The sequence below is a fragment of the Parasulfuritortus cantonensis genome (genome assembly GCF_004337445.1).
In the GTDB taxonomy this organism is placed as follows: domain Bacteria; phylum Pseudomonadota; class Gammaproteobacteria; order Burkholderiales; family Thiobacillaceae; genus Parasulfuritortus; species Parasulfuritortus cantonensis.
In genome coordinates this window covers 1-24653 of record NZ_SJZB01000029.1, presented here as the reverse complement: position 1 = coordinate 24653, position 24653 = coordinate 1, and the positions used below count along the sequence as shown (strand labels likewise).

Annotated in this window: 27 protein-coding genes; 15 read left to right on the top strand and 12 right to left on the bottom strand. The window is 68.5% G+C overall.

Annotated elements, in window-relative coordinates; all coding sequences use genetic code 11:
• Positions 1 to 35 precede the first annotated feature (35 nt).
• The gene (locus tag EZJ19_RS07680) at positions 36 to 539 is read left to right on the top strand and encodes a Smr/MutS family protein (protein ID WP_240754700.1); all 504 of its coding nucleotides are present in this window, start codon (positions 36 to 38) and stop codon (positions 537 to 539) included.
• Here the strand turns inward: EZJ19_RS07680 and EZJ19_RS07675 are convergent.
• Both EZJ19_RS07675 and tadA read right to left on the bottom strand, forming a co-directional pair.
• A complete protein-coding gene (locus tag EZJ19_RS07675) occupies positions 536 to 1018 on the bottom strand; it encodes a L,D-transpeptidase (protein ID WP_131446279.1) in 483 nt (160 codons plus the stop codon). The genes EZJ19_RS07680 and EZJ19_RS07675 overlap by 4 nt on opposite strands.
• Complete coding sequence (gene tadA, locus EZJ19_RS07670) at positions 1015 to 1497, bottom strand: tRNA adenosine(34) deaminase TadA (RefSeq protein WP_240754699.1); 483 nt, start codon at positions 1495 to 1497, stop codon at positions 1015 to 1017. The genes EZJ19_RS07675 and tadA overlap by 4 nt, the downstream gene beginning before the upstream one ends.
• An 89-nt stretch (positions 1498 to 1586) precedes the next feature.
• On the opposite strand from tadA, the gene EZJ19_RS07665 reads away from it, so the two are divergent.
• The 3 genes from EZJ19_RS07665 (at position 1587) to EZJ19_RS07655 (ending at position 6780) form a co-directional block, all read left to right on the top strand.
• On the top strand, positions 1587 to 5051 hold the full coding sequence (locus EZJ19_RS07665) for a PPi-type phosphoenolpyruvate carboxykinase family protein (protein ID WP_131446277.1): 3465 nt from the start codon (positions 1587 to 1589) through the stop codon (positions 5049 to 5051).
• Between the two features lie 62 nt (positions 5052 to 5113).
• Positions 5114 to 5908 (top strand): enoyl-ACP reductase FabI, encoded by a 795-nt coding sequence (fabI, locus tag EZJ19_RS07660; protein WP_131446275.1) that lies wholly within the window; start codon positions 5114 to 5116, stop codon positions 5906 to 5908.
• 110 nt (positions 5909 to 6018) lie between these two features.
• Entirely contained in the window at positions 6019 to 6780 is a 762-nt protein-coding gene (locus EZJ19_RS07655) for a PEP-CTERM/exosortase system-associated acyltransferase (RefSeq protein ID WP_131446273.1), read from the top strand.
• 12 nt (positions 6781 to 6792) lie between these two features.
• On the opposite strand, the gene EZJ19_RS07650 is transcribed toward EZJ19_RS07655, so the two are convergent.
• Both EZJ19_RS07650 and EZJ19_RS07645 read right to left on the bottom strand, forming a co-directional pair.
• A complete protein-coding gene (locus EZJ19_RS07650; RefSeq protein WP_131446271.1) occupies positions 6793 to 7722 on the bottom strand; it encodes a FecR family protein in 930 nt (309 codons plus the stop codon).
• 55 nt (positions 7723 to 7777) lie between these two features.
• On the bottom strand, positions 7778 to 8293 hold the full coding sequence (locus EZJ19_RS07645) for an RNA polymerase sigma factor (protein ID WP_165873511.1): 516 nt from the start codon (positions 8291 to 8293) through the stop codon (positions 7778 to 7780).
• Between the two features lie 151 nt (positions 8294 to 8444).
• Between EZJ19_RS07645 and EZJ19_RS07640 the strand changes: the two genes are divergently transcribed.
• The 4 genes from EZJ19_RS07640 to EZJ19_RS07625 all read left to right on the top strand — a co-directional run bounded on the left by EZJ19_RS07640 (position 8445) and on the right by EZJ19_RS07625 (position 14003).
• Positions 8445 to 10685, top strand: coding sequence for a TonB-dependent receptor (locus EZJ19_RS07640; RefSeq protein WP_131446267.1), 2241 nt, complete (start codon positions 8445 to 8447; stop codon positions 10683 to 10685).
• Positions 10686 to 10700: 15 nt separating this feature from the next.
• Entirely contained in the window at positions 10701 to 11783 is a 1083-nt protein-coding gene (locus EZJ19_RS07635) for a PepSY domain-containing protein (RefSeq protein ID WP_131446265.1), read from the top strand.
• The gene (locus EZJ19_RS07630) at positions 11780 to 13690 is read left to right on the top strand and encodes a TonB-dependent receptor (protein WP_131446263.1); all 1911 of its coding nucleotides are present in this window, start codon (positions 11780 to 11782) and stop codon (positions 13688 to 13690) included. The genes EZJ19_RS07635 and EZJ19_RS07630 overlap by 4 nt, the downstream gene beginning before the upstream one ends.
• 67 nt (positions 13691 to 13757) lie before the next feature.
• Complete coding sequence (locus tag EZJ19_RS07625) at positions 13758 to 14003, top strand: hypothetical protein (protein WP_131446261.1); 246 nt, start codon at positions 13758 to 13760, stop codon at positions 14001 to 14003.
• Positions 14004 to 14019: 16 nt separating this feature from the next.
• Here the strand turns inward: EZJ19_RS07625 and EZJ19_RS07620 are convergent, their stop codons facing one another.
• From EZJ19_RS07620 to guaB, 3 genes are read right to left on the bottom strand one after another with little or no spacing between them, the layout of a single operon-like run.
• A complete protein-coding gene (locus tag EZJ19_RS07620) occupies positions 14020 to 14544 on the bottom strand; it encodes a redoxin family protein (protein WP_206199364.1) in 525 nt (174 codons plus the stop codon).
• Positions 14535 to 16097, bottom strand: a complete 1563-nt coding sequence (guaA, locus tag EZJ19_RS07615; protein WP_131446259.1) for a glutamine-hydrolyzing GMP synthase — start codon at positions 16095 to 16097, stop codon at positions 14535 to 14537. Before guaA ends, EZJ19_RS07620 begins: the two co-directional genes overlap by 10 nt.
• Before the next feature lie 55 nt (positions 16098 to 16152).
• Positions 16153 to 17613, bottom strand: a complete 1461-nt coding sequence (guaB, locus tag EZJ19_RS07610) for an IMP dehydrogenase (RefSeq protein WP_131446257.1) — start codon at positions 17611 to 17613, stop codon at positions 16153 to 16155.
• Positions 17614 to 17814: 201 nt separating this feature from the next.
• On the opposite strand from guaB, the gene EZJ19_RS07605 reads away from it, so the two are divergent.
• On the top strand, positions 17815 to 18153 hold the full coding sequence (locus EZJ19_RS07605; protein WP_131446255.1) for a hypothetical protein: 339 nt from the start codon (positions 17815 to 17817) through the stop codon (positions 18151 to 18153).
• Positions 18154 to 18210: 57 nt separating this feature from the next.
• Here EZJ19_RS07605 and EZJ19_RS07600 read toward each other — a convergent pair whose 3' ends face one another.
• Both EZJ19_RS07600 and EZJ19_RS07595 read right to left on the bottom strand, forming a co-directional pair.
• On the bottom strand, positions 18211 to 18516 hold the full coding sequence (locus EZJ19_RS07600) for an RnfH family protein (RefSeq protein WP_240754698.1): 306 nt from the start codon (positions 18514 to 18516) through the stop codon (positions 18211 to 18213).
• Entirely contained in the window at positions 18516 to 18953 is a 438-nt protein-coding gene (locus EZJ19_RS07595; protein WP_131446251.1) for a type II toxin-antitoxin system RatA family toxin, read from the bottom strand. Before EZJ19_RS07595 ends, EZJ19_RS07600 begins: the two co-directional genes overlap by 1 nt.
• Positions 18954 to 18988: 35 nt before the next feature.
• Here EZJ19_RS07595 and smpB point away from each other — a divergent pair, with 35 nt between their 5' ends.
• From smpB to EZJ19_RS07580, 3 genes are all read left to right on the top strand, one after another.
• Positions 18989 to 19468 (top strand): SsrA-binding protein SmpB, encoded by a 480-nt coding sequence (gene smpB, locus EZJ19_RS07590; protein WP_276320103.1) that lies wholly within the window; start codon positions 18989 to 18991, stop codon positions 19466 to 19468.
• 16 nt (positions 19469 to 19484) lie between these two features.
• Positions 19485 to 20573, top strand: coding sequence for a tRNA 2-selenouridine(34) synthase MnmH (gene mnmH / locus EZJ19_RS07585; RefSeq protein ID WP_131446247.1), 1089 nt, complete (start codon positions 19485 to 19487; stop codon positions 20571 to 20573).
• Between the two features lie 78 nt (positions 20574 to 20651).
• Positions 20652 to 21080, top strand: coding sequence for a host attachment protein (locus EZJ19_RS07580; RefSeq protein ID WP_131446245.1), 429 nt, complete (start codon positions 20652 to 20654; stop codon positions 21078 to 21080).
• Here EZJ19_RS07580 and thpR read toward each other — a convergent pair.
• From thpR to EZJ19_RS07565, 3 genes are read right to left on the bottom strand one after another with little or no spacing between them, the layout of a single operon-like run.
• Complete coding sequence (gene thpR, locus EZJ19_RS07575; protein WP_131446243.1) at positions 21075 to 21674, bottom strand: RNA 2',3'-cyclic phosphodiesterase; 600 nt, start codon at positions 21672 to 21674, stop codon at positions 21075 to 21077. The two genes, EZJ19_RS07580 and thpR, sit on opposite strands and share 6 nt — an antisense overlap.
• On the bottom strand, positions 21653 to 22132 hold the full coding sequence (ispF, locus tag EZJ19_RS07570) for a 2-C-methyl-D-erythritol 2,4-cyclodiphosphate synthase (RefSeq protein WP_131446241.1): 480 nt from the start codon (positions 22130 to 22132) through the stop codon (positions 21653 to 21655). Before ispF ends, thpR begins: the two co-directional genes overlap by 22 nt.
• A gap of 2 nt (positions 22133 to 22134) precedes the next feature.
• Positions 22135 to 22590 (bottom strand): GNAT family N-acetyltransferase, encoded by a 456-nt coding sequence (locus EZJ19_RS07565; protein WP_131446239.1) that lies wholly within the window; start codon positions 22588 to 22590, stop codon positions 22135 to 22137.
• Between the two features lie 37 nt (positions 22591 to 22627).
• Between EZJ19_RS07565 and EZJ19_RS07560 the strand changes: the two genes are divergently transcribed.
• The 3 genes from EZJ19_RS07560 to prmB form a co-directional block, all read left to right on the top strand.
• Entirely contained in the window at positions 22628 to 22972 is a 345-nt protein-coding gene (locus EZJ19_RS07560; RefSeq protein WP_131446237.1) for an ArsC family reductase, read from the top strand.
• Positions 22969 to 24102: a succinyl-diaminopimelate desuccinylase gene (gene dapE / locus EZJ19_RS07555; RefSeq protein WP_131446235.1), complete on the top strand. Its 1134-nt coding sequence runs from the start codon at positions 22969 to 22971 to the stop codon at positions 24100 to 24102. Before EZJ19_RS07560 ends, dapE begins: the two co-directional genes overlap by 4 nt.
• On the top strand, positions 24095 to 24653 hold a 559-nt coding region (gene prmB, locus EZJ19_RS07550), incomplete at its 3' end, for a 50S ribosomal protein L3 N(5)-glutamine methyltransferase (protein ID WP_131446233.1). The genes dapE and prmB, both read left to right, overlap by 8 nt.

Below are 24653 nucleotides of genomic sequence, written 5' to 3'. Positions count from 1 at the left end.
CTCCCGGCCATGCGGAGGACGACGCGCAGGCATTCATGACCGAGATGGCGGGGGTCGAGCCCATCTCGCCGCATGGCCGCGTCGTCCACGCCGCGCCCCGTCTACCGCCGTTGCCGCTCAGCCTGTTCCGGGACGAGCGCGAGGTGATCCTGGAATCGATGCGCGACCCGGCGCACTGGGACGAGGATTCGGAACAGGACCGCGACACCTCCTACGTCCGTCCCGGGCTGTCGCGCCAGACCCTGCGCCGGCTGCGCCGCGGCGAGTGGCACATCCAGGCCGAACTGGACCTGCACGGCCTGACCAAGGTCGAGGCCAAGCACGAGTTGGCGGAATTCCTGCACGAGTGCAAGCGCCGCGGCGGCCGCTGCGTGCGCATCATCCACGGCAAGGGACTCCGGTCGCCGAACCGCGAGCCGGTGCTCAAGCACCATGTCCGCCACTGGCTGACCCAACGCGACGAGGTGCTCGCCTTCGTCAGCGCACGGCCGGCGGACGGCGGCGACGGTGCGGTGGTCGTCCTCCTGAAAGGGCGCTAGGCCTCGCGGATTTCGACCGGCGTGTAGGCCGGTACGAGGTCGAACAGTTCCAGCAGGTCGGCGTTGCGCATGCGGATGCAGCCGTGCGAGCGCGGCTCCTGGACGAAGCGCTCGTCCGGGGTGCCGTGTATATAGATGTAGCGGCGCATGGTGTCGTTGGCGCCCAGCCGGTTGTGGCCGGGTTCGCTGCCGGACAGCCAGAGTATGCGGCTGAGTATCCAGTCGCGCTCCGGTTCCGCCGCACCCAGTTCCGGGCGGTAGGTTTCCCCGGTCGGCCGGCGTCCGGTGAACACGGTGTTCACGGGCATGCCGCCGCCGATCTTGGCCCGGACGACATGCCGGCCGCGCGGGGTGCAGCCGCTGCCGCTCGTCTCGCCCGCGCCGTTGGCCGCCGTCGAGACCGGCCAGGTGCGCACGGGTGCGCCGGCGTCGTCGAACAGTTCGAGGCGCTGTTCGGCCAGGTTGACGACGATCCTCATGGCGGTGCCGCCTCCCGGCGAGCTTGGCGCTTGGCGGCGAAGAAGGCGGATACGAGGCCACCGCAGTCTTCCGCCATGATCCCGCCGACCACTTCGGCATGGTGATTCAGGCGTTCTTCGGCGAATAGGTCCACGACGCTGCCGGCGGCGCCGGTCTTGGGTTCGCGCGCGCCGTAGACGACCCGGGCGACGCGGGCGTGGAAGATCGCCCCGGCGCACATCGCACAGGGTTCGATGGTGACGTACAGGGTGCAGCCCGGCAGGCGGTAGTTGCCCAGGCTGCGGGCGGCATCGCGCAGCGCCATGATCTCGGCGTGGCCGGTTGGGTCATGCGCCGCGATGGGGTGGTTGAAGCCGCGGCCGACCACCTTGCCGTCCTGCACCACCACGGCGCCGACCGGCACCTCGCCGAGCCGCCAGGCCTCGCGTGCGAGTTCGAGGGCCTCGGTCATGTAGCGGCAATCGACGTCCTTGTCCATGGTGTCAACGGGGGCTTGCGGGAGGTATGGCGAAGTCGCTGCTAAAATACACGAGTTTCTCCAGGCGCGTGATGCGGCGAGGCAAGACCATGAATTTCATGCAGCAGTTCAGTCTAGACATTCGAGGCCCGATGGCGGACGAGGCGCGCGAGAGCATTCAGATGTACATCAATCTGAAACTCGCCGCATCGGGTCAGCCGCCCTGCCAGGATGGCCGCGACCACGCCTTTCTGGCGGTGGCGGAGAACCTGCTCAAGAGCTACCGCGAGAAAAGCCGCCTGCTGGCGGGCTACCTGTGTCCGCCCGACCGCCGCATCCAGGACTTCCTGGACGGCTATCTGGGGGACGCCGCCGCGGACGCCGTGCCGCGGCTGCCCGAGAACACCCTGAACCTGGATCGCGAGGGCATGGCACGGGAGATTTCGCTGCCGCACAACGGCGACGTGTTCCGCAACGACTACGTCAGCAGCTACCGCATCCGCAACGGCGTACTGCACAACCCGGCCTCCGACCGGCGCACGACCAAGGGCTCCTTCCACGTCGCCGAGGGCGGTCTGGCCATCCCGGGCGACAAGAAGGCGGTGCCGCGCGCGGTGTTCGCCCGCTTGCTGGGCGAGGCGCTCAACCCGCCGGATCATCTGCTGACCATTCCGTACACCCACGGCCAGCCCGAAGAGGCGAAGCTGTTCGTCTCCCTGCTCCTGCGGCCGGTGGTCTGCCCGGAAATCCCCGGGCGCGAGGCCGAAAAGACCATGGAGGTGCGCTTCTTCGCGCCCGGCAGCCTGGTCAGCAACCTGGACTTCGTCGAGAGCATCTTCGGCAATGGCGGCAATCCGTTCCTGTCTTCCAGCGACGCCGGCCTCGACGTCGAGCACTGGACCGGCCATACCGGCTGCGTGATCCTGGCGCCGCACCTGAACCGCTTCACCAAAAAGGAACTCGGCCTGCCGCACTGGGACCAGGCCAGCGAGGGCCAGCGCCGCGACGGCATGTGCTGGCGGGACGAGGGCGAGCTGTACAACGAAGGGGCCGCCTTCAAGGTCACCGCGCGCGACGAGCGCGGCGTCATCGTCACCCTGATCGCCGACAACTACTACGGCTACTGCAAGAAAGAGGTCAAGACCCAGATCAGCTATGCCGCCAACCTGTTCGGCCTGGCCGAGGAAGAACATTCCGGCGGCGCCCTCGCCTTCCCCTGCCACAACCATGGCGAGGAGTACGGCGTCGACAGCCGTACCCGCCCGGAAGGCTACAACTTCGCCGACATGGTCGAGCGCTACGGCAGCCTGATGGACCTGCAGCCGGAAGGCTACGGCATCGACAAGCGCTATCCGGAGGTCGTCTACGTGCCCCAGGCCGTGCGCATGGATCTGCCCAGCCAGACCATCAGCTGGTACGACGGTGCCGATGCCCGTTCCATCAAGCTCCGGCCGGGCAAGATCTACGTCCAGCCGAACGGCTACAAGGTCGAGATGCTCAAGCATCCGGGCGCGCCGTCCTGGCGCCTGGTCGGCACCGATCCGGAGGGCACCTTCTGCCACAAGCCGTGCACCGTGTCGGGCGGCGGCAAGTCGGAGATATCGAAGTCGCTCAACGACGCCGTGATCTATGGCTCCTTGTTCGTCTCCAACCTGGAAAAGGACCTCGACCAGGTCGCGGCGATCTTCGAGCACGATTATCGCGGCCGTTTCAAGCCGGGCTTCGAGCAGGAGGACCGCGGGCCGGACCGGCAGCCGCTCAACCCGGAGCGCAGCCTGGGTTCGGTGATCAAGCTGCTGACGCCGTCGCCGGTCTACAACGAGGCCTACAACGCCTGGCTGGAGTCCATCCCCGACCGCATCCTGGCGCTGGCCTTCGTGATCAAGCGCATGTACCGGCCGGAATGGGGTGCCGACTGGCGGCGCCAGCTCTCCGTCGACTTCATCAACGGCCAGCCCGGCCACGAGCTCAAGCTGGGCGACCGCAAGCTGGTCGGTTCCTACCTGCGCGTCGGTTTCGAGGAAAACGGCGCCTGGCGCGTATTCAAGATGCGCCAGGACTTCATCGCCGCCGAGAAGGTGCAGATGGAGGACGACATCTCGGCCAGCGTGGTGGTCCCCACCGACTGCCTGGGCAACCGTTCCCCGCTCAGCCACGAACCGTCGGTGAAGCTGGTCAAGAACTGCGAGCGGCGCCTGTTCCAGCGCCCCGACGACGCTATCCACCGCGGCTATGACAAGCAGGCCGAGGCCGACATGGCGCGCCGGGACAACTTCCTGGCCAACTTCGAACCGCTCGCCGGCGTCGTCCTCGACGAGATCGTCGAGGACGAGGTCGGCTTCGGCCGCTACACCCGGCCCATGCGGGACATCCTCAAGGAGTCCTACGACACCGGCCACGGTTACGTGGTGTCGTCGGCCCACCCGCGCTTGGTCGACGGCAAGCCGAGCAAGAATCCCCGCTATCTGCAGCTCAGGCCCGACCTGGCCGACCCCGTGCGCCGCTATGTCGCCGAGATCGGTGCCCGCTTCCACCGCAAGGTAGCCCTCGGCGAGCCGGTCTGCGAACCGGTCAACGCCGTGCTGGTCGGGCGCCGCAACAACCCGCCCGAGCCGGGCATCCGGCCCCTGGCGGTGTACAACCCGATCCATTACCAGGAATTGCCCGAGCTGTTCATGGACTTCGTGTGCAGCCTGACCGGCAAGTCGCCCTCCACCACCGGCGCCGGTTCCGAAGGCGCCCTCACCAAGGGCCCGTTCAACGCCCTGCGGCCGACCGCGGACCTCAACAACGCCCTGGTCTCCTACATCCTGACCGGCTATGCCGGCTATTCGACCGCCGCCGGCTGGATCGGCCCCAAGGTCCGGGTCAACCACGACATCAGCCTCCTGGTGCCGGAGATATGGTCGCGCCTGACCGCCGAGCAACGCGAGCCGCGCTGGCTGATCGAGCACGGCTACCTGGAAAAGATGGAGGACTTCGAATACCAGGGCCGCACGGTGCAGGCCAGCCGGCTCGGCTACCGGATCACCGAGCGTTTCGTGCACGGCTTCCTGGGCAAGATATTCGACACCCCGATGGCGGTCATGCCGGAGGCCATCCTGCGCCCCGAGAAGCAGGATATGGCAGTGTTCGTCGATGGCGTCGACAACATCGTCGAGGCCCAGCAGCGGGTCGCCCAGCGCTATCTGGACGACGGCAGCCTCGCCGAGGCCTGCCCGCCGCTCCGGGCCCTGCTGCATATCATGGCGAGCGGCCAGTACGAGGGCAAGAATGCCCACCATCCCGACATCCGGGCCTTGTTCACCCGCGAAGCCCTGCTCGCTGCGGACTGGTACCAGGAGCGCCTGGAGGTCAAGCAGGCCCGCGACGTCGCCCTTTGGCAGCGCCACGTCGCCTACCTGGAGGCCTACGCGGCGCGTCCCGGCCATCAGGACCTGGTCGCCCGCTTCGGCATCCCCGAACGCCTGGCGGCCACCCGGGCCCACCTGGACCACGTCGGCAGCGCCGCCTACCTGGACAGCCTGCGCGGGACGCTGGGGGCGGACCCGCTGGCCCCGGCGCGGACGATATGAACATGCCCGATATGGGTATAATCGCCGGACTTTGACTGACTAACGCAGGAAGGAATCGAAAAGTGGGCTTTCTCTCCGGCAAGAAGATACTTATTACCGGGCTGATCAGTAACCGTTCCATCGCCTACGGGGTCGCCGAGGCGTGCAGGCGCGAGGGTGCCGAACTGGCCTTCAGCTACCAGGGCGAGCGGGTCAGGGACCGGGTTATGGAAATGGCCCAGAAGGACTTCGGCTCCAGCCTCTGCTTCGACTGCGACGTGTCGAGCGACGAGCAGATCGACAAGCTGTTCCAGGATTTGGGCCAGCACTGGGACGGGCTGGACGGCATCGTCCACTCCATCGCCTTCGTGCCGAAGCAGGCGTTGGCCGGCGACTATCTGGAAAACATCAACCGGGAATACTTCCGTATCGCCCACGACATCTCCAGCTATTCCTTCACCGCCCTGGCCAAGGCCGCAATGCCGATGATGGCAGGCCGCAACGCCTCGCTGCTGACCATGTCCTACCTGGGCGCGGTGCGCTCGGTGCCGCACTACAACGTCATGGGTCTGGCCAAGGCCAGCCTGGAGAGCAGCGTCTACTACCTGGCCGCCGCGCTCGGCCCCAGGGGCATCCGGGTCAACGGCCTCTCGGCCGGTCCGATCAAGACCCTGGCCGCCTCGGGCATCGCCGACTTCAACAAGCTGCTGGCCTGGGGCGAGAAGCACTCGCCGTTGCGCCGCAACGTCACCATCGAGGAAGTGGGCAACGTGGGGGCCTTCCTGCTCTCCGACCTGTCCTCCGGCATGACCGGCGAGATCACCTACGTCGATTCCGGCTTCAACAGCACGGCCGGCCTGGCGGTGGATCCCGACTGAGCGTCGTCATGCGACCTGAAACGGCCGGAATTCCGGCCGTTTTTTTTGCCCGCGGCGTTGGCGCTTCCGGTGCCCTCGTCTAAGCTAAACGTTTGCGTTATGGTCCGTCTATGCCGAACGACCTCATTGCCGCCCTCGACCGTTATTTCGAACTGGTGCACGCCGACGACGACGGATTGCGCATGGAGGTCTACCGCCTGCGTTACCAGGTCTACGTCGTGGAGACCGGTTTCGAGCGCTCGGAGCATTGCCGGCAGGCCATCGGGGCCGACGGCCTGCCTTATTTCTGGGAAGAGGACAGCTTCGACCGCCGGGCCGACCACTTCCTCCTCCGTCACCGCGCCAGCGGCCTCTACGCCGCCACCGCCCGTCTCATCCTGCCGCACCCGGAAGATGCCTGTAGCCTGTTCCCCATCGAATGGCACTGCGAGCTGGACCGGCCGGTGCTCGGGGCGGCCGCCCGTGGCCGCCTGGCCGAGATATCCCGTTTCGCCGTATCCAAGGCGTTCAAGAAGCGGGCCGGCGAGGCCGGTACCCTGGCCGGGGTCGCCGACGACATCGAGCGTTATTTCCAGGAAGACGAGCGCCGCGTCTTGCCGCACCTGTCGCTCGGCCTGTTCGCCGCGGTGATGCGCATGGTCCACGCGCACGGCATCCGGCACAGCTATGCGGTCATGGAGCCGGCGCTCAAGCGTCTGCTGGCCCGCTTCGGGGTGTTGTTCGAGCAGATCGGCCCGGAAGCCGACTACCACGGCGCCCGGGTGCCCTGCCTGATCAGCGCCGACAGTGCCCTGGGCCACATTAAGCAGGCGGCCCCCCACGTCTGGGACCTGATCACCGAGCGCGGCGCCCTGGTCGGACAACCGGGCTGAACGGGCGTCCGGTCAGGGCCGCGTCTCGATCCGCCTGGCGTGTACGCGGCCGGCCTCGGTCACGAAACGGATCGGCGCCACCGCCGCCAAGGCATGCAATGCCGCGCTTTCGTCGTCGATCAGGAACACGCCGCTGACGCGCCGGCGCGCCAGTTCCGGATCGTCGAGTCCGATCGGGGTGCGGCGGTAGCGGTTCAGGGCGGCGACCACGTCGGCCAGCGGCTCGGCGTTGACGACCAGGCGGCCCTGGGTCCAAGCCAGCGCGGCGGCGGCCGCGACCGGTTGCACGGGGGAGATGACGTCGGCGCCGAAGTCGGCCGCCTGGCCCGCGTGCAGGCGGCGCCGCGACTCGCTGCCGGCGCCCGGCAGGCGGATTTCCACCCGCCCTTCGGCGACCGCCACGTGCACGCGCTCACCGTCTCGCCGCACGTCGAAACGCGTGCCGATGTCGCGGATGACGCCGGCCGCCGCGCGCACCTCGAGCGGCCGTAGCGGATCGGCGGCGACGTTCAGGGCGATCTCGCCGGTTTCCAGCACCAGCGCCCGCCGGTCGTCAGCGAAGTCGATACGCACCCGGGTGCGCGGCGCGACGTCCAACTCGCTGCCGTCGGCCAGGCGCAGGTGGCGGCGGGTATCGGCGTCGACCAGTTCGCCGCCGCCGGGAACCAGCGAGACCAGCCAGGCACACAGGCCGAGCACCGCCACCAGGCCGGCGGCGCGGACGGGCGCGCGGCTCTTGCGCGTCTGCAGGCGGCCGGCGTCCTGCCACAGGCGCTCGAACACTTCGTATTCCCGGCGGTGGGCCGGGTCGGCGGCCAGCCAGGCCTCGAACCGGGCCCGCTCGGCGGCGTCCACCCGGTCGCCGCGCAGGCGTGCGAACCAGGCCGCGGCGGCTTCCTGGATGCGCTGTTCGGATTCGGGTGGGCTGTCGCGGGCGGGCATGGTGGTGGCGCGGGATTCTCGGCAGGCCGGCCGGCCCTGTCAAACCGGCCCGGGCTCAGCCCGGCCAGCGTCGGCGCAGGTGCAGGAGGGCACGGGCCAGGTGTTTTTCCACCATCTGGGTCGAGATGGCCAGCTCGGCCGCGATCTCGGCCTGGGTCTGGCCCTCGAAGCGGTGCCGGAAGAACACTTCCCGACAGCGTGCCGGCAGGATCTCGATGCCCTCGGCCAGGGCCCGCAGGCGCTGGCGCGCCTCGGCGATCCGGGCCGGATCGGCGCAGGCGTCGGCGAGTTCGTCGCCATGCTCGTCGATCGCCACCAGGACCGGGCGGCCGGCGGCGGCGCGCAGGCAGTCGATGGCCAGGTTGCGGGCGCTGCGGAACAGGAATCCGCGCGGGTTGGCGATGGCGTCCGGGGCGGGCCGCACGAGCAGGCGAAGGAAGACGTCCTGGGCGGCGTCGCGGCCGGCCTCCGGACAATTCAGCTTGTGCGCCAGGTAGCGCCGCAGATCCTCGAAATGGGCGCGATATAGTTGGATCAGGACGGCCTCGTAGGGGTGTCCCTGAGCAGGCATGCAATTCACGCCGGGCATCGTAGTCGGAGACACCCATGGCCGGCATGCGACATAGTGTCGCAGCCGGTCCGGGTTGGGTAAGGCGGCCGCCGGCCGTCTTGTCGGGTAAGGGCGTCCAGCGCGCCCGCCGCACCCGACTCAGGAGATCTTCGTGCCCAAGCCAACCCCGAAACACCGCGTCCGCCTGGCCGTCCTGGCCCTGGCGTTGTCCTGCCATGCCGGCCTCGCCCAGGCCGCCCGCTTCGACATCCCGGCCCAGCCGCTCGCCTCCGCCCTCCTCGCCCTGGCCGGCCAGGCCGGCGTGCAACTGGTGTTCTCGCCCGATCTGGTCGAGCGCTTGCCGGCCCCGGCCCTGCATGGCGACATGGCAGTCGAGGAGGCCTTGCGGCGCCTGCTTGCGGGCAGCGGCCTGGCGTTCCGCAGCGACGGCGGCCAGGGCTACGCCGTGGTCCGCCCAGCGTCCGAGCCGCATAGCGCCCTGCCGGTCGTGGTGGTGACCGCCACGCGGACCGAACAGCGCATCGAGGACGTCCCGGCCAGCGTCTCGGTGATCGGCGCGGCCGACATCGCGCGCCGGCAGCCGCAACTGGTCGCCGACCTGCTGCGCGACGTCGAAGGCGTGGACGTCGCCGACTATGCCTCCCTGGCTGCCACCGAGACCATCCGCCTGCGCGGCGTCGGCGGCTCCTTCGCCGGCTCCACCAGCCAGGTATTGCTCGACGGCATGCCCCTGGAATCGCCGGTCAGCGGCATCCATTTCGGCCTCAAGGCCCTGGCGCCGGAGGACATCGAGCGCATCGAGGTCGTACGCGGCCCGGCCTCGGCCCTGTACGGCCCGAGCAGCATGGGCGGTGTCGTCAACCTGTTGTCGAAGCGCTGGCAAGGCGACCCGGGCGCCGAACTGCAACTCGGCATCGGCTCCCACGACGCCGCCCGGATCGGTGCGGCCGCCGGCGGCAGCTGGGACGCCGTGGACATCCGCCTGTCGGCCAGCCACTACCTGACCGACGGCTACGTCGCCCAGCCGGACCCGGATCCGTGGGGTGCCAAGGACCTCGGCCCGCGCGCCGGCCGCGACCGCAAGGTCGGCCTGGCGATGGCCGTGCGCCCGGCCGCCAACCAGGAGATCAGCCTCGGCTACCGCAACGCCCAGGTCGAGTCGGACTGGCTCGGCGGCCACCCCAACTACAACATGGACGACGAAGTCGAGGCCTATGACCTGGGCTACCGTTACGAGCCCGCCGATTGGGCCGTGCTGAAGCTGCGCTACCGCAAGCTGCGCCAGATCGCCCACATCCTGTTCGACGACGACTACGTCAACGGCAACACCGGCAGCCTGGCGGTCGCCGAGATCGACGACCGCATCGACGACAGCGACAGCGTCGACCTGCAATCCGACCTGCGCCTGGGCCGGGCCGACACGGTGACGGTCGGCTACAGCCACAACCGGGCCAAGTACACCTCGCGCTGGCAGGACGTCATCTACGCCGACGCCGGCGAAAGCGTCTCGAAGAGCCGGCTCGACGGCGTTTTCGTGCAGGACGAGCACCGCTTCGGCGACGCCGTCACCGTGCTGGCCGGCGGCCGTTGGGATCGTTACCGGATGGACGGCGACACCAAGGACGGCGTCCGGACCGGCAACGATTCTTCGGACAGCCTATTCAACCCGCGCGTCGGCCTGCGCTACCGCCTGTCGGCGGCCACCTCGCTGTACGCGACGGCCGGCACGGCCTACGTGCCGGCCCTGAACAGCCTGAAATTCCGCTCCGGCAGCGCCTGGCTGAACAACCCGGACCTGGAGCCGGAGAAGTCCGTTTCCTACGAGGTCGGCGTCAACCACCGGATCGGGCCGGCCAGCGTCCGCGCCGCCCTGTTCCACACCGACTACCGGGACAAGATCAGCTCGATCCAGACCAGCAGCGGCAAGTGGCAGTTCCAGAACATCGGCAAGGTGCGGGTGAACGGCTTCGAGTTCGGCGTCGACGCCGCGCTGGGCGCCTGGTCGCCCTACCTCAATTTCAGCTATACCGACTCGCGCATCGTCGACAACCCGAGCGATCCCCTGACCGAGGGCCGGCAACTCCAGCGCGTGGCGCCGCGCAAGCTCAACCTGGGCGTCGTCTACGCGCCGTCCGACCGTTACTACGTGCGCCTGGCCGGCCGCTACGTCGGCGACTATTACTTCGACGATCGCAACAGCGAGACGGCCCGCAACCCCGACCACTTCGTCGCCGACTTCAAGGCCGGCTACCGCCTGCCGGTGGCCGGCCCGGTGCGCCGGGCCGAACTCAGCCTGGCGGTCAACAACCTGTTCGACCGCCGCTACCGCGAGCAGCAGTACGAATACATGGACGGCCGCAACCTCTGGCTCGGCCTGGACATGCGTTTCTAGGGGAGCGGCCGCGCCATGCCGTACGCACCCGCCCGCGCCGACCGGCTGACCCGCCTGCACCGCTGCGTCGGTCTGGCGGCGGCGCCCTTCATCACCCTGTCGCTGCTCCTCGCCGTGGCCCTCACCCATCCGGCCGCGTTGCACGCCACGTCGGCGCGGCTGTTCGACTCCCGCGCCATCCCGGCCGTCGCGTTGGCCGAGCCGGTACGGCCGGGCGCCATCGACCAGACCGTGGCCCTGGTCGCCCGGGCGCACGGTGCCCGGCCCAACGTGGTGGTGCTGGACCGTACCGGACTGGCGCGCGTGGGCGGCTTCGCCGGCGGCCACGACCACGCCGGCAGCCGGGCGCCGCGCCATACCACCTACGTGGTCGACATCCGGCGCCAGGCCATCGTCCGGGTCGAGGACCTCGGCAACTCGCTGTTCCTCATCGGCCACGGCATCCACGCCTACCAATGGTTCGGCATCGACGGCCTGAACCTGGCCAGCGTCACCGCCTGCGCCCTGCTCGCCCTGCTGACGACCGGCCTGGCCATGCGCGTACGCGATCGCCGCGCCGGCCGTAGCGGCTCCCCGCCGTTGCGCTGGCACGCCCGTCTGGGCCTGTGGAGCGCCCCGTTCACCCTGGTCATCGCGGTCACCACCCTGATGTTCGATTTTCCCGCCCTGTTGCCGGCGCCCGACCCGGCCTCGCGGCCGATCCCCGCGCTCGCCCTGGCGGAACCGCTGCACCCGGGGTCCCTGGACCAGGCCGCGCAGTTGGCCGAACGGGCCCTGGGCAGCCGGCCCCACAGCTACTACCTGGGGGCCGACGGCCGGGTCAAGCTGGCCGGCTTCGGCGCCGACATCGCCGGCGACGCGGTCGTCGTCGACACCCGGAGCATGCGCATCGAGCGCATCGAGGACTGGCGCAACAACCCGGTCAGCGCCGCCTTCATCGTCCACGACGGCCGCTACCTGGGCGGTCTGGACGGCTTCAACATCATGGACGCGGTCGCCCTGGTCCTGTTCTACCTCACCTGGGGTGGGGCGGCGGCCGCCTGGCGCCGCTGGCGTCTGCGTCGACGCGGCGCCGGCGAGGTGGGCCTGCCGGGATGACGCGGCCGGGCCGCGGCGTCCCCTGGCGCCGCCGAATCCTGGCCGCCTGGCTGGCCGGACTGGTCCTGGTCGCGCGCGCCGAGGACGACGGCAATGCCTCGGCGATCACCGCCGCCGACATCCGGCGCGAGCGCCCGGCCAGCCTGGTCGACCTGCTGCGCAGCCGGGCCGGCGTCGAGGACAGCTCGGGCAGCCTGACCCTGCGCGGCGTCCAGGGCATCGCCGTGGTCCTGGACGGTCTCCCGGCCGCGCTCTCCGATCTCGCCCTGGTCAATCCCGACGACGTCGAACGTATCGACATACTGCGCGGGGCAGCGTCGGCACGCTACGGCGCCAACGCCATGGGCGGCGCCATCGTGGTCACCACCCACCGGCGCGCCGTGCGCCCGGTCGTCAGCCTGCTCGGCAGCGCCCACGGCAGCCTGGGCGCCCGCTTCAGCGGCGAACGGGCGGCGGCCGGCTGGCGTTTGGGCCTGGTCCTGGCCGACGAATTCGAGCAAGGCAGCCGGCGCGTGCCGGCGGCGCCCTATCCGAACCAGGTCACGGTCGACTCGGAACGCTACCGCAACCGCTCGGCCAGCCTGCGCGCCGGCTACCACCCCGGTGCGGCCGGCCTCGACCTGGAGGTCAGGCATACCGACAGCCTGTCCGGCTACGGCCGGCCGAACTGGTGGGAGCACTACCGGGCCGACGCCGTGCGGGCCACCCTGGGCCGTACCCTGGCCGACGGCCTCAGACTGGAGCTGGTGGCCGGCCACGAGGGCTACGACGACCTCGGCCTCATGGACACCGGCACCGGCAGCGACGCCGCCGGCCTGGCGGCTGACCGCCACGTCGACTCGAGCGGCGCCAACACCGACCTCACCCTGACCCTGGCCGGCGCCGGCGGTAACGCCGCCTGGCACCTGGGTGCCGTGTACCGGCACAGCCGCGACCGCTACGTCATCCGTCCCTACGGCGGCGCCGAGGCTGAGTTCATGCTCGACGCCGCCACCGTCAACCGCGCCCTGCTCGGCCATTACCAACGCCGCTGGGCGGACGGTCCCGAACTGAGCCTGGACGCCCGCCTGGACCGCCACGAGTATCCCGCCGTCGACCTGTACGACGCCGGCGGCGGCAGCGCCGCCCGGGCGGCCGTGGTCCGGCAGTCCTTCAACCCGAAGGCGGCCCTGCGCTGGCCGGTCGGCCAAGGGCTCCGCCTGGTCGCCTCCGCGGGCACCGGTTTCGTGCCCCCCTCGCCCTACCAGCTCTACTACACCGACCTGGGCGCGGCCGCCTGGCTGCTGGGCAACCCGGACCTGAAGCCGGAACGTTCGCTGACCCGCGACATCGGCCTGGAATACCGGGCCGGGACGCGGGCGACCCTGGCCGCGACCCTGTTCCAGACGGTCTGGACCGACAAGATCGGCATGCTCATCGTCGACTACGGCACGCCGGTCAAACGCCGCTACGCCAACATCGGCGAGGCCGAGGCGCGCGGCCTGGAACTGGAGACGCGCTGGCGCCTGGACGACGCCTGGACGGCCAGCCTCAACTACACCTGGAACCGGACCCGCATCGTCAGCGAGCGCAGCCATCCGGAGCGGGTCGGCAACGTCCTGCCGGACATGCCGCGGCACAAGCTGAACGCCGCCCTGGCCTACGAGTCGGCCGGACTGGCCGGCCGCCTGGCCCTGCGCTACGCCAGCGCCGCCTATACCGACGAGGCCAACAGCCGGCGCGATGGCGCCGGCTACGACTGGCTCAAGCCGGCCTACGCCGTGGTCGACGCCAGCCTGAGCCGGCGCTGGCGTGACCTGGACCTCACCCTGGCGGTCGACAACCTGTTCGATCGCCGCTACCTGACCGGGTTCTTCCGCCTGGGCCAGGCGCGCCTGGTCCGGCTCGAACTCAACTGGCGCATTTAGCCCCGCACTGGAATGAATGTACTAACCTGATAGGGCCATGTGGCGAGTTTCCACAAGGAGATGGACGATGAGCCAAAGAAAACCAGGGATGACGGTCGGTTCCGGCCAACAGATTTTCGGCTGTGACGACATCGATGCCGCGGAAAGGCATCAGGCTCAGCAGCAGGTCGACGAGGCCTATCGCAAGGGCAAGAAACTGCATGACGACATCCAGGACGATCCACGGCACGCCGGCAAGCCGAGCGATGACGGCTACGCGCATATGTCCGAGGCCGAACGGGAGGCCTATAAGAATGGCTTCCGCGGCGAATGACGCCCGGGCCGCCGGGCTAGGAGCGCGCCGCCCACCATAGGCGCAGGCGCATGCCCAGTTCGGTGGTATAGCCGGTCGAGACCGAGCGGAGACGGCCGTCGCGGCCGATCACCACGAAGGCCGGCACGCCCTTGAGACCGTAGGCCGCGGCGATGCGGCCGTCGCTGTCGACCAGCGTCGGCCAAGCGAGCTTGTGGCTGTCGAGGTGCCCGGTGACCTGGGTGGCGGGGCCGGACTGCATGGCCACCGTCATCACCGGCCAGTCGGCCAGGACGGCGGTTACGTTGCCCTCCTCCTTGGCGCAGATCGGGCACCAGTCGGCCCAGAAATGCAGGGCGACCGGCTGGTCCGGATGCTCGGCGCGCCAGGCGGCGAGGTCGAAGCGGCTGCCGTCGGCCAGGTCGCCGGCGATGGCCGGTGCCGGGCCGCTCGGCACGTCGCGCTGTTGCCAGGCCTGGATGCCGAACACCACCGCGACGAACAGGACGACGTCGACGAGCAGGCGCTTGAGGCCCGCCCGGGTCGGCCACCTTATTCCCACTCGATGGTACCCGGCGGCTTGCCGGTGATGTCGTAGGTGACCCGGTTGATGCCGCGGATTTCGTTGATGATGCGGTTGGACACCTTGGCGAGCAGCGCATAGGGCAGTTCGGCCCAGTGTGCGGTCATGAAGTCCTGGGTCTGCACGGCGCGCAGGGCGACGACATAATCATATGTCCGGCCGTCCCCCATGACGCCCACCGCCTTGACCGGCAGGAACACTGCGAAGGCCTGGGAAACCTTGTCGTACCAACCACTTGCGCGCAGTTCTTCGATGAAGATGTGATCCGCCTGGCGAAGCAGGTCGGCATATTCCTTCTTGATCTCGCCGAGGATGCGCACGCCCAGGCCGGGGCCCGGGAAGGGATGCCGGTAGACCATCTCGTGCGGCAGACCGAGCGCGATGCCCAGTTCCCGCACCTCGTCCTTGAACAGCTCGCGCAGCGGTTCCAGCAACTGCAGGTGCATGTCCTCGGGCAGGCCGCCGACGTTGTGGTGGCTCTTGATGGCGTGCGCCTTCTTGGTCTTCGCCCCGGCCGATTCGATGACGTCCGGGTAGATGGTGCCCTGGGCCAGCCACTTGGCGTTCTTCAGCTTGGCGGATTCCTCTTGGAACACGGCGACGAACTCGCCGCCGATGATCTTGCGCTTCCGCTCGGGGTCGCTGACGCCGGCCAACTTGGCCATGAACCGGTCGGTCGCGTCGACGTGGACGACCTTGACGCCCAGGTTGCGGGCGAACATGTCCATGACCATCTGGCCTTCGTTCAGGCGCAGCAGGCCGGTGTCGACGAATACGCAGGTGAGCTGGGTACCGATGGCCTTGTGCAGCAGTGCCGCCACCACGGAGGAATCGACCCCGCCGGACAGGCCCAGGATCACCTCGTCGCTGCCGACCTGGGCCTGGACCTTGGCGATCGCCTCCTCGATGTAGTCGGGCATGTTCCAGTCCTGACCGCAGCCGCAGATGTCGTGCACGAAGCGGCCGAGCATGGCCTTGCCCTGGAGGGTGTGGGTGACCTCGGGGTGGAACTGGACGGCGTAGAAATTGCGGCTGCCGTCGAACATGCCGGCGATCGGGGTGGAGGCGTTCTCGCACATCACCCGGAAGCCGGGCGGCAGGCTCTCGACCTGGTCGCCGTGGCTCATCCAGACGTCCAGCCAGCACTTGCCGTCCGGATCGGCGCGGTCCTGGATGCCGGCCAGCAGCCGGGAATGGCCGTGGGCGCGCACCTCGGCGTAGCCGTATTCGTGCTGGCTGCCGTTGATCACCTTGCCGCCCAGCTGCGCGGCCATGGTCTGCATGCCGTAGCAGATGCCCAGCACCGGTACGCCGAGTTCGAACACCACCTGCGGCGCGCGCGGCGTTTCCGCCTCGGTCACCGAGGCGGGGCCGCCCGACAGGATGATGCCGGCGGGTTCGAAGTCGCGGATGAACTGCTCGGAGACGTCGAACGGGTGCAGTTCGCAATAGACGTTGTGCTCGCGCACCCGACGGGCGATCAGCTGCGTGAACTGGGAACCGAAATCGAGGATGAGTATCTTCTGGTGCATGGCGGCGGCTCAATGAAAAAAGGAGGGCGGCGCCCTCCTCTTCCTGGGTGGTCGGTCAGACGTGATAGTTCGGCGCTTCCTTGGTGATCTGCACGTCGTGGACGTGCGACTCCTTGATGCCGGCATTGGAGATCTCGACGAACTGCGCGGTCTCCTGGAAGGTCCGGATGTCCTGGGCGCCCAGATAGCCCATGGAGGAACGCAGGCCGCCCATGAGCTGGTGCAGCACGCCCAGGACCGAGCCCTTGTAGGGCACGCGGCCCTCGATACCTTCCGGCACCAGCTTGTCGGCGTTCGCCTCGTTGTCCTGGAAATAGCGGTCCTTGGAGCCCTTCTGCATGGCACCCAGGGAGCCCATGCCGCGATAGGACTTGTAGGAGCGGCCCTGGAACAGTTCGATCTCGCCCGGCGCTTCCTCGGTACCGGCCAGCAGGCCGCCCAGCATGACGCAGTTGCCGCCGGCGGCGATGGCCTTGGCGATGTCGCCGGAATAGCGGATGCCGCCGTCGGCGATGCAGGGGACGCCGTGCTTGGCCAGGGCGTCGGCGACGTTGGCGACGGCCGAGACCTGGGGCACGCCGACGCCGGCGACGATGCGGGTGGTGCAGATGGAGCCGGGGCCGATGCCGACCTTGACGCAGTCGGCGCCGTGGTCGACCAGGGCCAGGGCGGCCTCGGGCGTGGCGATGTTGCCGCCGATCACCTGGACGTGGGGATAGCGGGTCTTGACCCACTTGACGCGCTCCAGCACGCCGCGGGAATGACCGTGCGCGGTATCCACCACGATGACGTCGACGCCGGCCTCGACCAGGGCGGCGACCCGCTCGTCGTTCTCGGGGCCGACGCCGACCGCGGCGCCGACGCGCAGGCGACCGTGGTCGTCCTTGCAGGCGAGCGGATGTTCGCTCGACTTGCTGATGTCCTTGACGGTGATGAGCCCCTTCAGGGTGTAGTCGTCGTCGACCACCACCAGACGCTCGAGGCGGTTCTTGTGCAGCAGGGCGATGACGTCTTCCTTGCTCACGCCCTCATGCACGGTGACCAGCTTCTTGCGCGGGGTCATGATGGCCCGGGCCGGCTGGTCCAGGTTGGTCTCGAAACGGAGGTCGCGGTTGGTGATGATGCCGACCACCTTGCCGGCCTTGTCCACCACGGGCAGGCCGGAGATGCGGTAGCGCTGGGTGATGTCGATGACCTCGCGCACGCTCATGTTCGGGGTGACGGTGATCGGGTCCTTGACCACGCCAGATTCGTGCCGCTTGACCTTGGCCACCTCGACGGCCTGCTGCTCGGCGGTGAGGTTTTTGTGGACGATGCCGAGGCCGCCTTCCTGGGCCAGGGTGATCGCCATGGGCGCTTCGGTGACCGTATCCATGGCGGCGGACAGGACCGGGATGTTCAGGGAGATCGTCTTGGTGAGGCGGGTATTCAGGCTGACATCGCGGGGGAGGATGTCGGAACGGGCGGGGACGAGGAGGACATCGTCGAAGGTGAGAGCCTTTTGCAGGATGCGCATATTGGTGACCTTGTACGCAAAACGGCATTATACGGGTTCGCGGGCGTCCGGGCGACTGCCTGCAACCCGGTATCACGATGCCCTGATGTACGGATATACATTTGTAGGATTGACGCCGCCGATATATGCCATTAAGTTTCGCGGATACCCGAGGAATAGGCTCGGATTTCAATAATGTGTTGCCGTCAAAGAGGAGTTGACATGAACAATCGCTACGCTTCCGCCGTCCTGGCCGCCCTGATGGGCCTGTCCGTTGCCGCCTGTGCGAGCACCTCCGAACAGGCGGCCGCGCCCGCCGAGCCGGCCAAGCCCACCCTGAGTGCGGAAGCCCAGGCGGCGCTGGCCCAGGCCCAGGCGGATGCCAAGGCCGCGCAGGCCTCGTTCACCTATTGGATTCCTGCCGAGAGCGCCCTGAAGAAGGCTCAGGAAGCCGCCAAGGTGGCCGACAGCGCAACCGTGATCAAGCAGGCCCAGATGGTCAGCGCGCTGTGCAAGGTCAGCGCCCACCAGCCCGACTATCCGTCCACCGAGATGAAGTGATCCCGGTCTCGGGACGCTGAAACGGGCGGCTACGGCCGCCCGTTTCGTTTTCCGGCCTCATTCGGCCTCGCCGCCGCCCTTCTTCATGGCCTTGCCCTCCGCGGCGCGCTGCTTGCGCACCTCCTTGGGGTCGGCGATCAACGGCCGGTAGATCTCGACCCGGTCGCGGTCGCGCAGCACGGCATCCGGCTTGGCCAGCTTGTTCCATATCCCCAGTTTGCTCTTCGCCAGATCGATCTCGGGATGCTCGGCGAGCAGGCCGGAACGTTCCACCGCCTGGCGGACCGTGCAGCCCTCCTCGACGTCGAGGCCGACCGTCTGCTGGCGTTCCTTGAGGGCGTAGATCACTTCGACATGGATCATCATCGCTCACCGTAGACCTTTTCGGCCCGTTCGACGAAGGCGTCGACCAGACTGTTGACGATATGGCCGAATACGGCCCCCAGGGCCTTTTCCAGCAGATGGCTGGAAAACTCATAGTGCAGCATGAACTCGATCTTGCAGGCGGCGTCACCGAGCGGCCGGAAGTGCCAGGCGCCGTCCAGGTGGTGGAACGGCCCTTCCTTGAGCCGGAGCAGCATCTCGTTCGGATAGCGCTTGCTGTTCACGGTGGTGAACTCGTGGCGGATCGACTTGTAGCCGATCTTCAGGGTCGCTTCGGTCGTCTCGTCGTCGCGCACGTGCAGGTCGGTGCCGGCACACCAGGGCAGGAACTTTGGATACTCCTCGACGTCGTCGACCAGGTCGTACATCTCCGCGGGGGTATACGGCACCAGTACGGATTTGACGACTTGTGGCATGACGGACAGCGGGCGTTGATGATGGGGCTGTTAAAATACACGAAAACCAGCCGAGTTCCCCATCCCACATGAGCATCATCGATAACCGCAAAGCCTTCCACGATTACTTCGTCGAGGAGAAATACGAGGCCGGACTGGTGCTGGAGGGCTGGGAGGTCAAGGCCATCCGGGCCGGCCGCGTGCAGTTGAAGGAGGCCTACGTGGTCCTGCGCAACGGCGCGGTCTGGCTGATCGGCTGCCACATCAGCCCGCTGGTGACCGCCTCCACCCACATCAAGCCGGACCCGACCAGGAGCCGCAAGCTGCTCCTGCACGCCGAGGAGATCAAGAAGCTGATCGGCAAGGTGGAACGGGCCGGCTACACCCTGGTCCCGCTGGACATGCATTACGCCAAGGGCCGGGTCAAGCTGGAGGTCGGCCTCGGCAAGGGCAAGAAGCAATTCGACAAGCGGGCCACCGAGAAGGAGCGCGACTGGCAGCGCGAGAAGCAGCGCCTGATGCGGAGGGAGGCATGAGCCGGGGCCGGGCGCGATGATCTGCGCCGATGGCAGGGCCCCGCGCGGACGCCCGGAGATCGCCGGTCTGGACGAGCTGGACGCCTTCGACGAGGTCATCGACGTCCGTTCGCCGGGCGAGTATGCCGACGACCACATCCCCGGCGCCGTCAACCTGCCGGTCCTCGACGACGCCGAACGGGCCCGGGTCGGCACGCTCTACAAACAGGTCTCGCCGTTCGAGGCCAAGCGCCTGGGCGCGGCGCTGGTGTCGCGCAACATCGCCAGCCACCTGGAGAACCACTTCGCCGCCAAGGGCAAGACCTACCGGCCGCTCGTCTACTGCTGGCGGGGCGGCACCCGGAGCGGTTCCCTGAGCCACGTCCTGCGCTCGGTCGGCTGGCAGGCCGCCCAACTGGCGGGTGGCTACAAGGCCTATCGCGGTACCGTCCTGGCGGATCTCGAACGGCTTCCGGAAGGTCATTCCTACACCGTGGTGTGCGGCCCGACCGGGGTCGGCAAGAGCCGCTTCCTGCGCGCCCTGGCCGGCCTGGGCGGCCAGGTGCTCGACCTGGAAGACCTGGCGGCGCACATGGGCTCGGTCCTCGGGGCCTATCCGAGCCGGCCGCAGCCGCCGCAGAAGCTGTTCGAAAGCCTGGTCTGGGACCGCCTGTGCCGTTTCGACCCGGACCGCCCGGTCTACGTGGAATCGGAAAGCAAGCGCATCGGCGACCTGCATACCCCGGAAATCCTGCTCCGCCGCATGCGCGCCTCGCCCTGCCTGAACCTGACCGCCCCGGTTCCGGTACGGGTGGCCCTGCTCAAGGAGGAATATGCCCACCTGATGGCCGATCCGGCCAGACTGGGCGGCGAGCTGGACCGCCTCATACAACTGCGCGGGCGCGACACGGTAACGCGCTGGAAGGCCCTCGCGGCGGCCGGACGCTGGGACGAACTGGTTGCCGACCTGCTCGAACAGCACTACGACCCGGCCTACCGGCGTTCGCTGGGACAGAATTTCGTGCTTGCCGAGGCCGGGCCGACGCTGGAACTGGCGGCGGCCGACCCGGAGTACGTCGGGGCGCTCGCCCGGGGTGTGCTTGACGGCATCCTGGCCACTGCCTAAGTTGAAACCGTGACCAGAATTTGACAGCCGGGGCTGCCGCCCCTTCCCTTCACGCAACTCGTCCCAGAGAGGAACGCGATGACCATAACCTGGATCATGGTGGCCAATGCCAGTCACGCCAAGCTGTTCGCCAACAAGGGCCCGAACAAGGGTCTCGAACTCGTCAAGGAACTCGACCACCCCGAAAGCCGCGAACGCGCGGCCGAACTGGTCAGTGACCGAATTGGCAACTTCGCCGGATCCGGCAGTTATGCCCAACCCACGGCGCCGAAGGAACACGAGGCCGAACGCTTCGCCCAGGAAATCGCCCAGGAACTCGAGCAGGGCCGGGTCAGCAATTCCTATGAGAAGCTGGTCATGGTGACCTCCTCCCATTTCATGGGCCTGATCAACGGGCGCATCAGCCAGCAGGTCAAGAGCAAGATCAGCGATGCCATCAACAAGGATTACACCCACCTGCCGGTCAAGGAATTGACCGGGCATCTGGCCAACCACGTCTACCTATAGGAGGACGTAACTTCCGAGCACGTCGTAACGCACCCCGATCGGAGTCGGAACCGATTCCACCAGCACGAACTGCCCGGCCGACCACGTGAGCGGCCTGAAAACGCCCCACTCGGGCGTATCGGATACCCGGCCTTGCGCCGGGTTCGCTTTTTCGCAGTCCGCCCTGCGTACCAGGGTGACGTGGGCCCGGTAAGGCCGGCGGTCGAACGGGATCGCCGCCGCCGTCAGGGCCGCTTCGAGCTTGCCGACCAGTTCCTGCAGGGACGCCGGCGTCCGGCGCGGGGCCACGAAGGCGACATGGTTGTGGCGCCAGCACTCGGCATGATCCAGCTCCATGCGGACCGCCGCCGCCTCGATTCCGGCCAGCCCGGCCATCAGCTCGGGCAAGCGTGTCCGGGCCAGGTTGCCGATGAAGACCAGGGTGAGATGGATGGTTTCCGGCCGGGTCAGGCGACCGCCCAGGGCCTGTTGCAGGCGCCGGCCCTGCGCCGCCAGTTGCCCGCGCAACGCCGCATCCGGCCAGAGGGCCAGGAACAGGCGCGCGGTCGTCGCGCCGACGGCCCCGTCGGCAGTCAGTCCCGCCCGATCAGGCATACCGCTTCCGCCGCGATGCCCTCGCCGCGGCCGGTGAAGCCGAGCCGTTCGGTCGTGGTGGCCTTGACGTTGACGGTGTCGGCGGCAACGCCGAGATCGGCGGCGATGTGGCCGCGCATGGCGGCGATGTGGGGCGCCATCTTGGGGGCCTGGGCGATGATGGTGGCGTCGACGTTGCCGGTCCGCCAGCCGCCGGCGCGCAGCAGGCCGGCGACGTGACGCAGCAGTTCGCGACTGTCTATGCCGCGGTAGCGCGGGTCGCTGTCCGGGAAATGGCGGCCGATGTCGCCGAGTCCGGCGGCGCCCAGCAAGGCATCGCAAATCGCATGCAGGAGCACGTCGGCGTCGGAATGGCCGAGCAGCCCGACCGGGTGCGGGATGTCGACGCCGCCGATCACCAGCCGGCGTCCCTCGGCAAAGGCGTGCACGTCGAAACCGTGGCCGATGCGCAGATCCATAGTCAGTTTTCCTTCAGATTCATGTACATGCGCCGATGCGGGATACCCGCCTCGGCGAATTCGGGACCGTCCGCCCGGAAGCCTTGGCGGGCGTAGAAGCCGAGTGCATGGCATTGGCCGTGCAACTCCAGGCCGGCCAGGCCGAGCCGCCGGCCATGGCCGATCAAGCATTCCAGAAGGGCACGGCCGATGCCGCGGCCACGCCAGGGTGCCAGCACCGCCATGCGCCCGATCCGGCCGGCCGGGGTCAGCCTGGCCACGGCCACCGTGGTGGCGCCGGCTTGGGCGACGAACCAGGCACACTCGGGGTCGATCGCCTCCCACTCGAGCGCCTCGGGCACCCCCTGCTCATCGATGAACACGGCGCGCCGGACCGCGGCGATGGCGGCCGCATCCTCCGGCCAGTGGGCCGGCCGGATGGTCACGTCGTTGGGGATGGGCTCGGCATCGGTGAACATGGTTAGAATAGCGCTTCTCATTCACGAAGAGTTTGCCATGAAAGTCTACGGCATCCCGAACTGCAACACGGTGAAGAAAGCGCGCGACTGGCTGGCGGCGCACGGCCTGGACTACGAATTCCACGACTACAAGAAACAGGGCGTACCCGAGGCCCTGATGAAGAAGCTGCTCAAGGCCCACGGCCACGAAACCCTGATCAACCGCAAGGGGCCGACCTGGCGCAAGCTGCCGGATGCGGTCAAGGATGGCGTCCGGGACGCCGAGTCCGCCTATGCCGTGATGGCGGCCAATTCCAGCGTCATCAAGCGTCCCATCGTCGAACGCGACGGCCATTACCTGTTCGGCTTCGACGAGGCCGCCTACGCGGATTTCTTCAAATGAACAGCCCGGCGCTGGAATACGCCCGCGAACTGGTCGGGCGGCGTTCCGTCACCCCCGAGGATGCCGGCTGCCAGGGCTGGCTCGCCGGCCGGCTGGAACCGCTCGGCTTCGCGGTCGAGCGGGTGGACATGGGCGGCGTGAGCAACCTTTGGGCCCGCCGCGGCACGGCCGCGCCCCTGGTCTGCTTCGCCGGTCACACCGACGTCGTGCCGACCGGGCCGCTGGAACGCTGGCGCAGCCACCCGTTCGAGCCGAGCGAGCGCGACGGCCGCCTGTACGGGCGCGGCGCCGCCGACATGAAGGGCTCGGTGGCGGCCTTCCTGGCCGCGGTAGAGGCCTTCCTGGCCGCCCATCCGGATCACCCCGGCTCGATCGCCTGGCTGATCACCTCGGACGAGGAAGGCCCGGCCGTGGACGGTACGGTGCGCGTGGTCGAGCGCCTGGCCGGGCGCGGCGAGTCGATCGACTACTGCATCGTCGGCGAGCCCACCTGCGCAACGGTCTTCGGCGACACCATCAAGAACGGCCGGCGCGGTTCCCTGCACGGTCGCCTGACCGTGAACGGGGTGCAGGGCCATATCGCCTATCCGCACCTGTGCAAGAACCCGATCCACCTGGCAGCGCCGGCCATCGCCGAACTCGCCGGTACCGTCTGGGATGCCGGCAACGAGTACTTCCCCGCCACCACCTGGCAGATATCCAACATCCACGGCGGCACCGGGGCGACCAACGTGGTGCCGGGCACGCTCGACATCGTCTTCAACTTCCGCTTCTCCACCGCCAGCACGGTGGCGGGCCTGCAGGCCAAGGTGCATGAGATCCTCGACCGCCACGGCCTCGACTACAACCTGGCCTGGGAGATCGGCGCCAAGCCTTTCCTGACCCCGCGCGGGCAACTGGTCGAGGCCCTGTCGGCCGCGATCGAGGCCGCCACCGGCGTGATGCCGGAGTTGTCGACTTCGGGCGGCACCTCGGACGGACGTTTCATCGCCGACATCTGCAAGGAAGTGGTGGAGTTCGGGCCGGTCAACAAGACCATCCACCGCATCGACGAGAGCGTCGGCCTCGACGAGCTTGCCCTGTTGACCGACATCTACCGCCTCACCCTGGAGAAACTGCTCCATGTTTGACGCCGCCACCCGCCATCTGGTCACGCTCAGGGACTGGCTGCGCTTCGCCGTGTCACGCTTCAACCAGGCCGGGTTGTTCTTCGGCCATGGCAGCACGAACGCCTACGACGAGGCCGCCTATCTGCTCCTGCATACCCTGCATCTGCCGATCGACCGCCTGGAGCCCTTCCTCGACGCCCGTCTGCTGCCCGAGGAGGCCGCCCGCCTGGCCGAGGTCCTGCACCGGCGCGTCGAACAGCGCGTGCCGGCCGCCTACCTGACCGGCGAGGCCTGGTTGCAGGGCTACCGCTTCCGGGTCGACGAGCGGGTCATCGTGCCGCGCTCGTTCCTGGCGCCGATGATCCTGGAACAATTCCATCCCTGGCTGGATCGGCCGGAGCGGGTGCACCGGGCGCTCGACCTGTGCACCGGGTCCGGCTGCCTGGCCATCCTGCTCGCCGAGGCCTTCCCGGACGCCGAGGTGGACGCGGTCGACCTCTCGGGCGCGGCCCTCGAGGTGGCCGGCGAAAACGTCCGCGACTACGGCCTGGAGGATCGTGTCCGACTGCTCC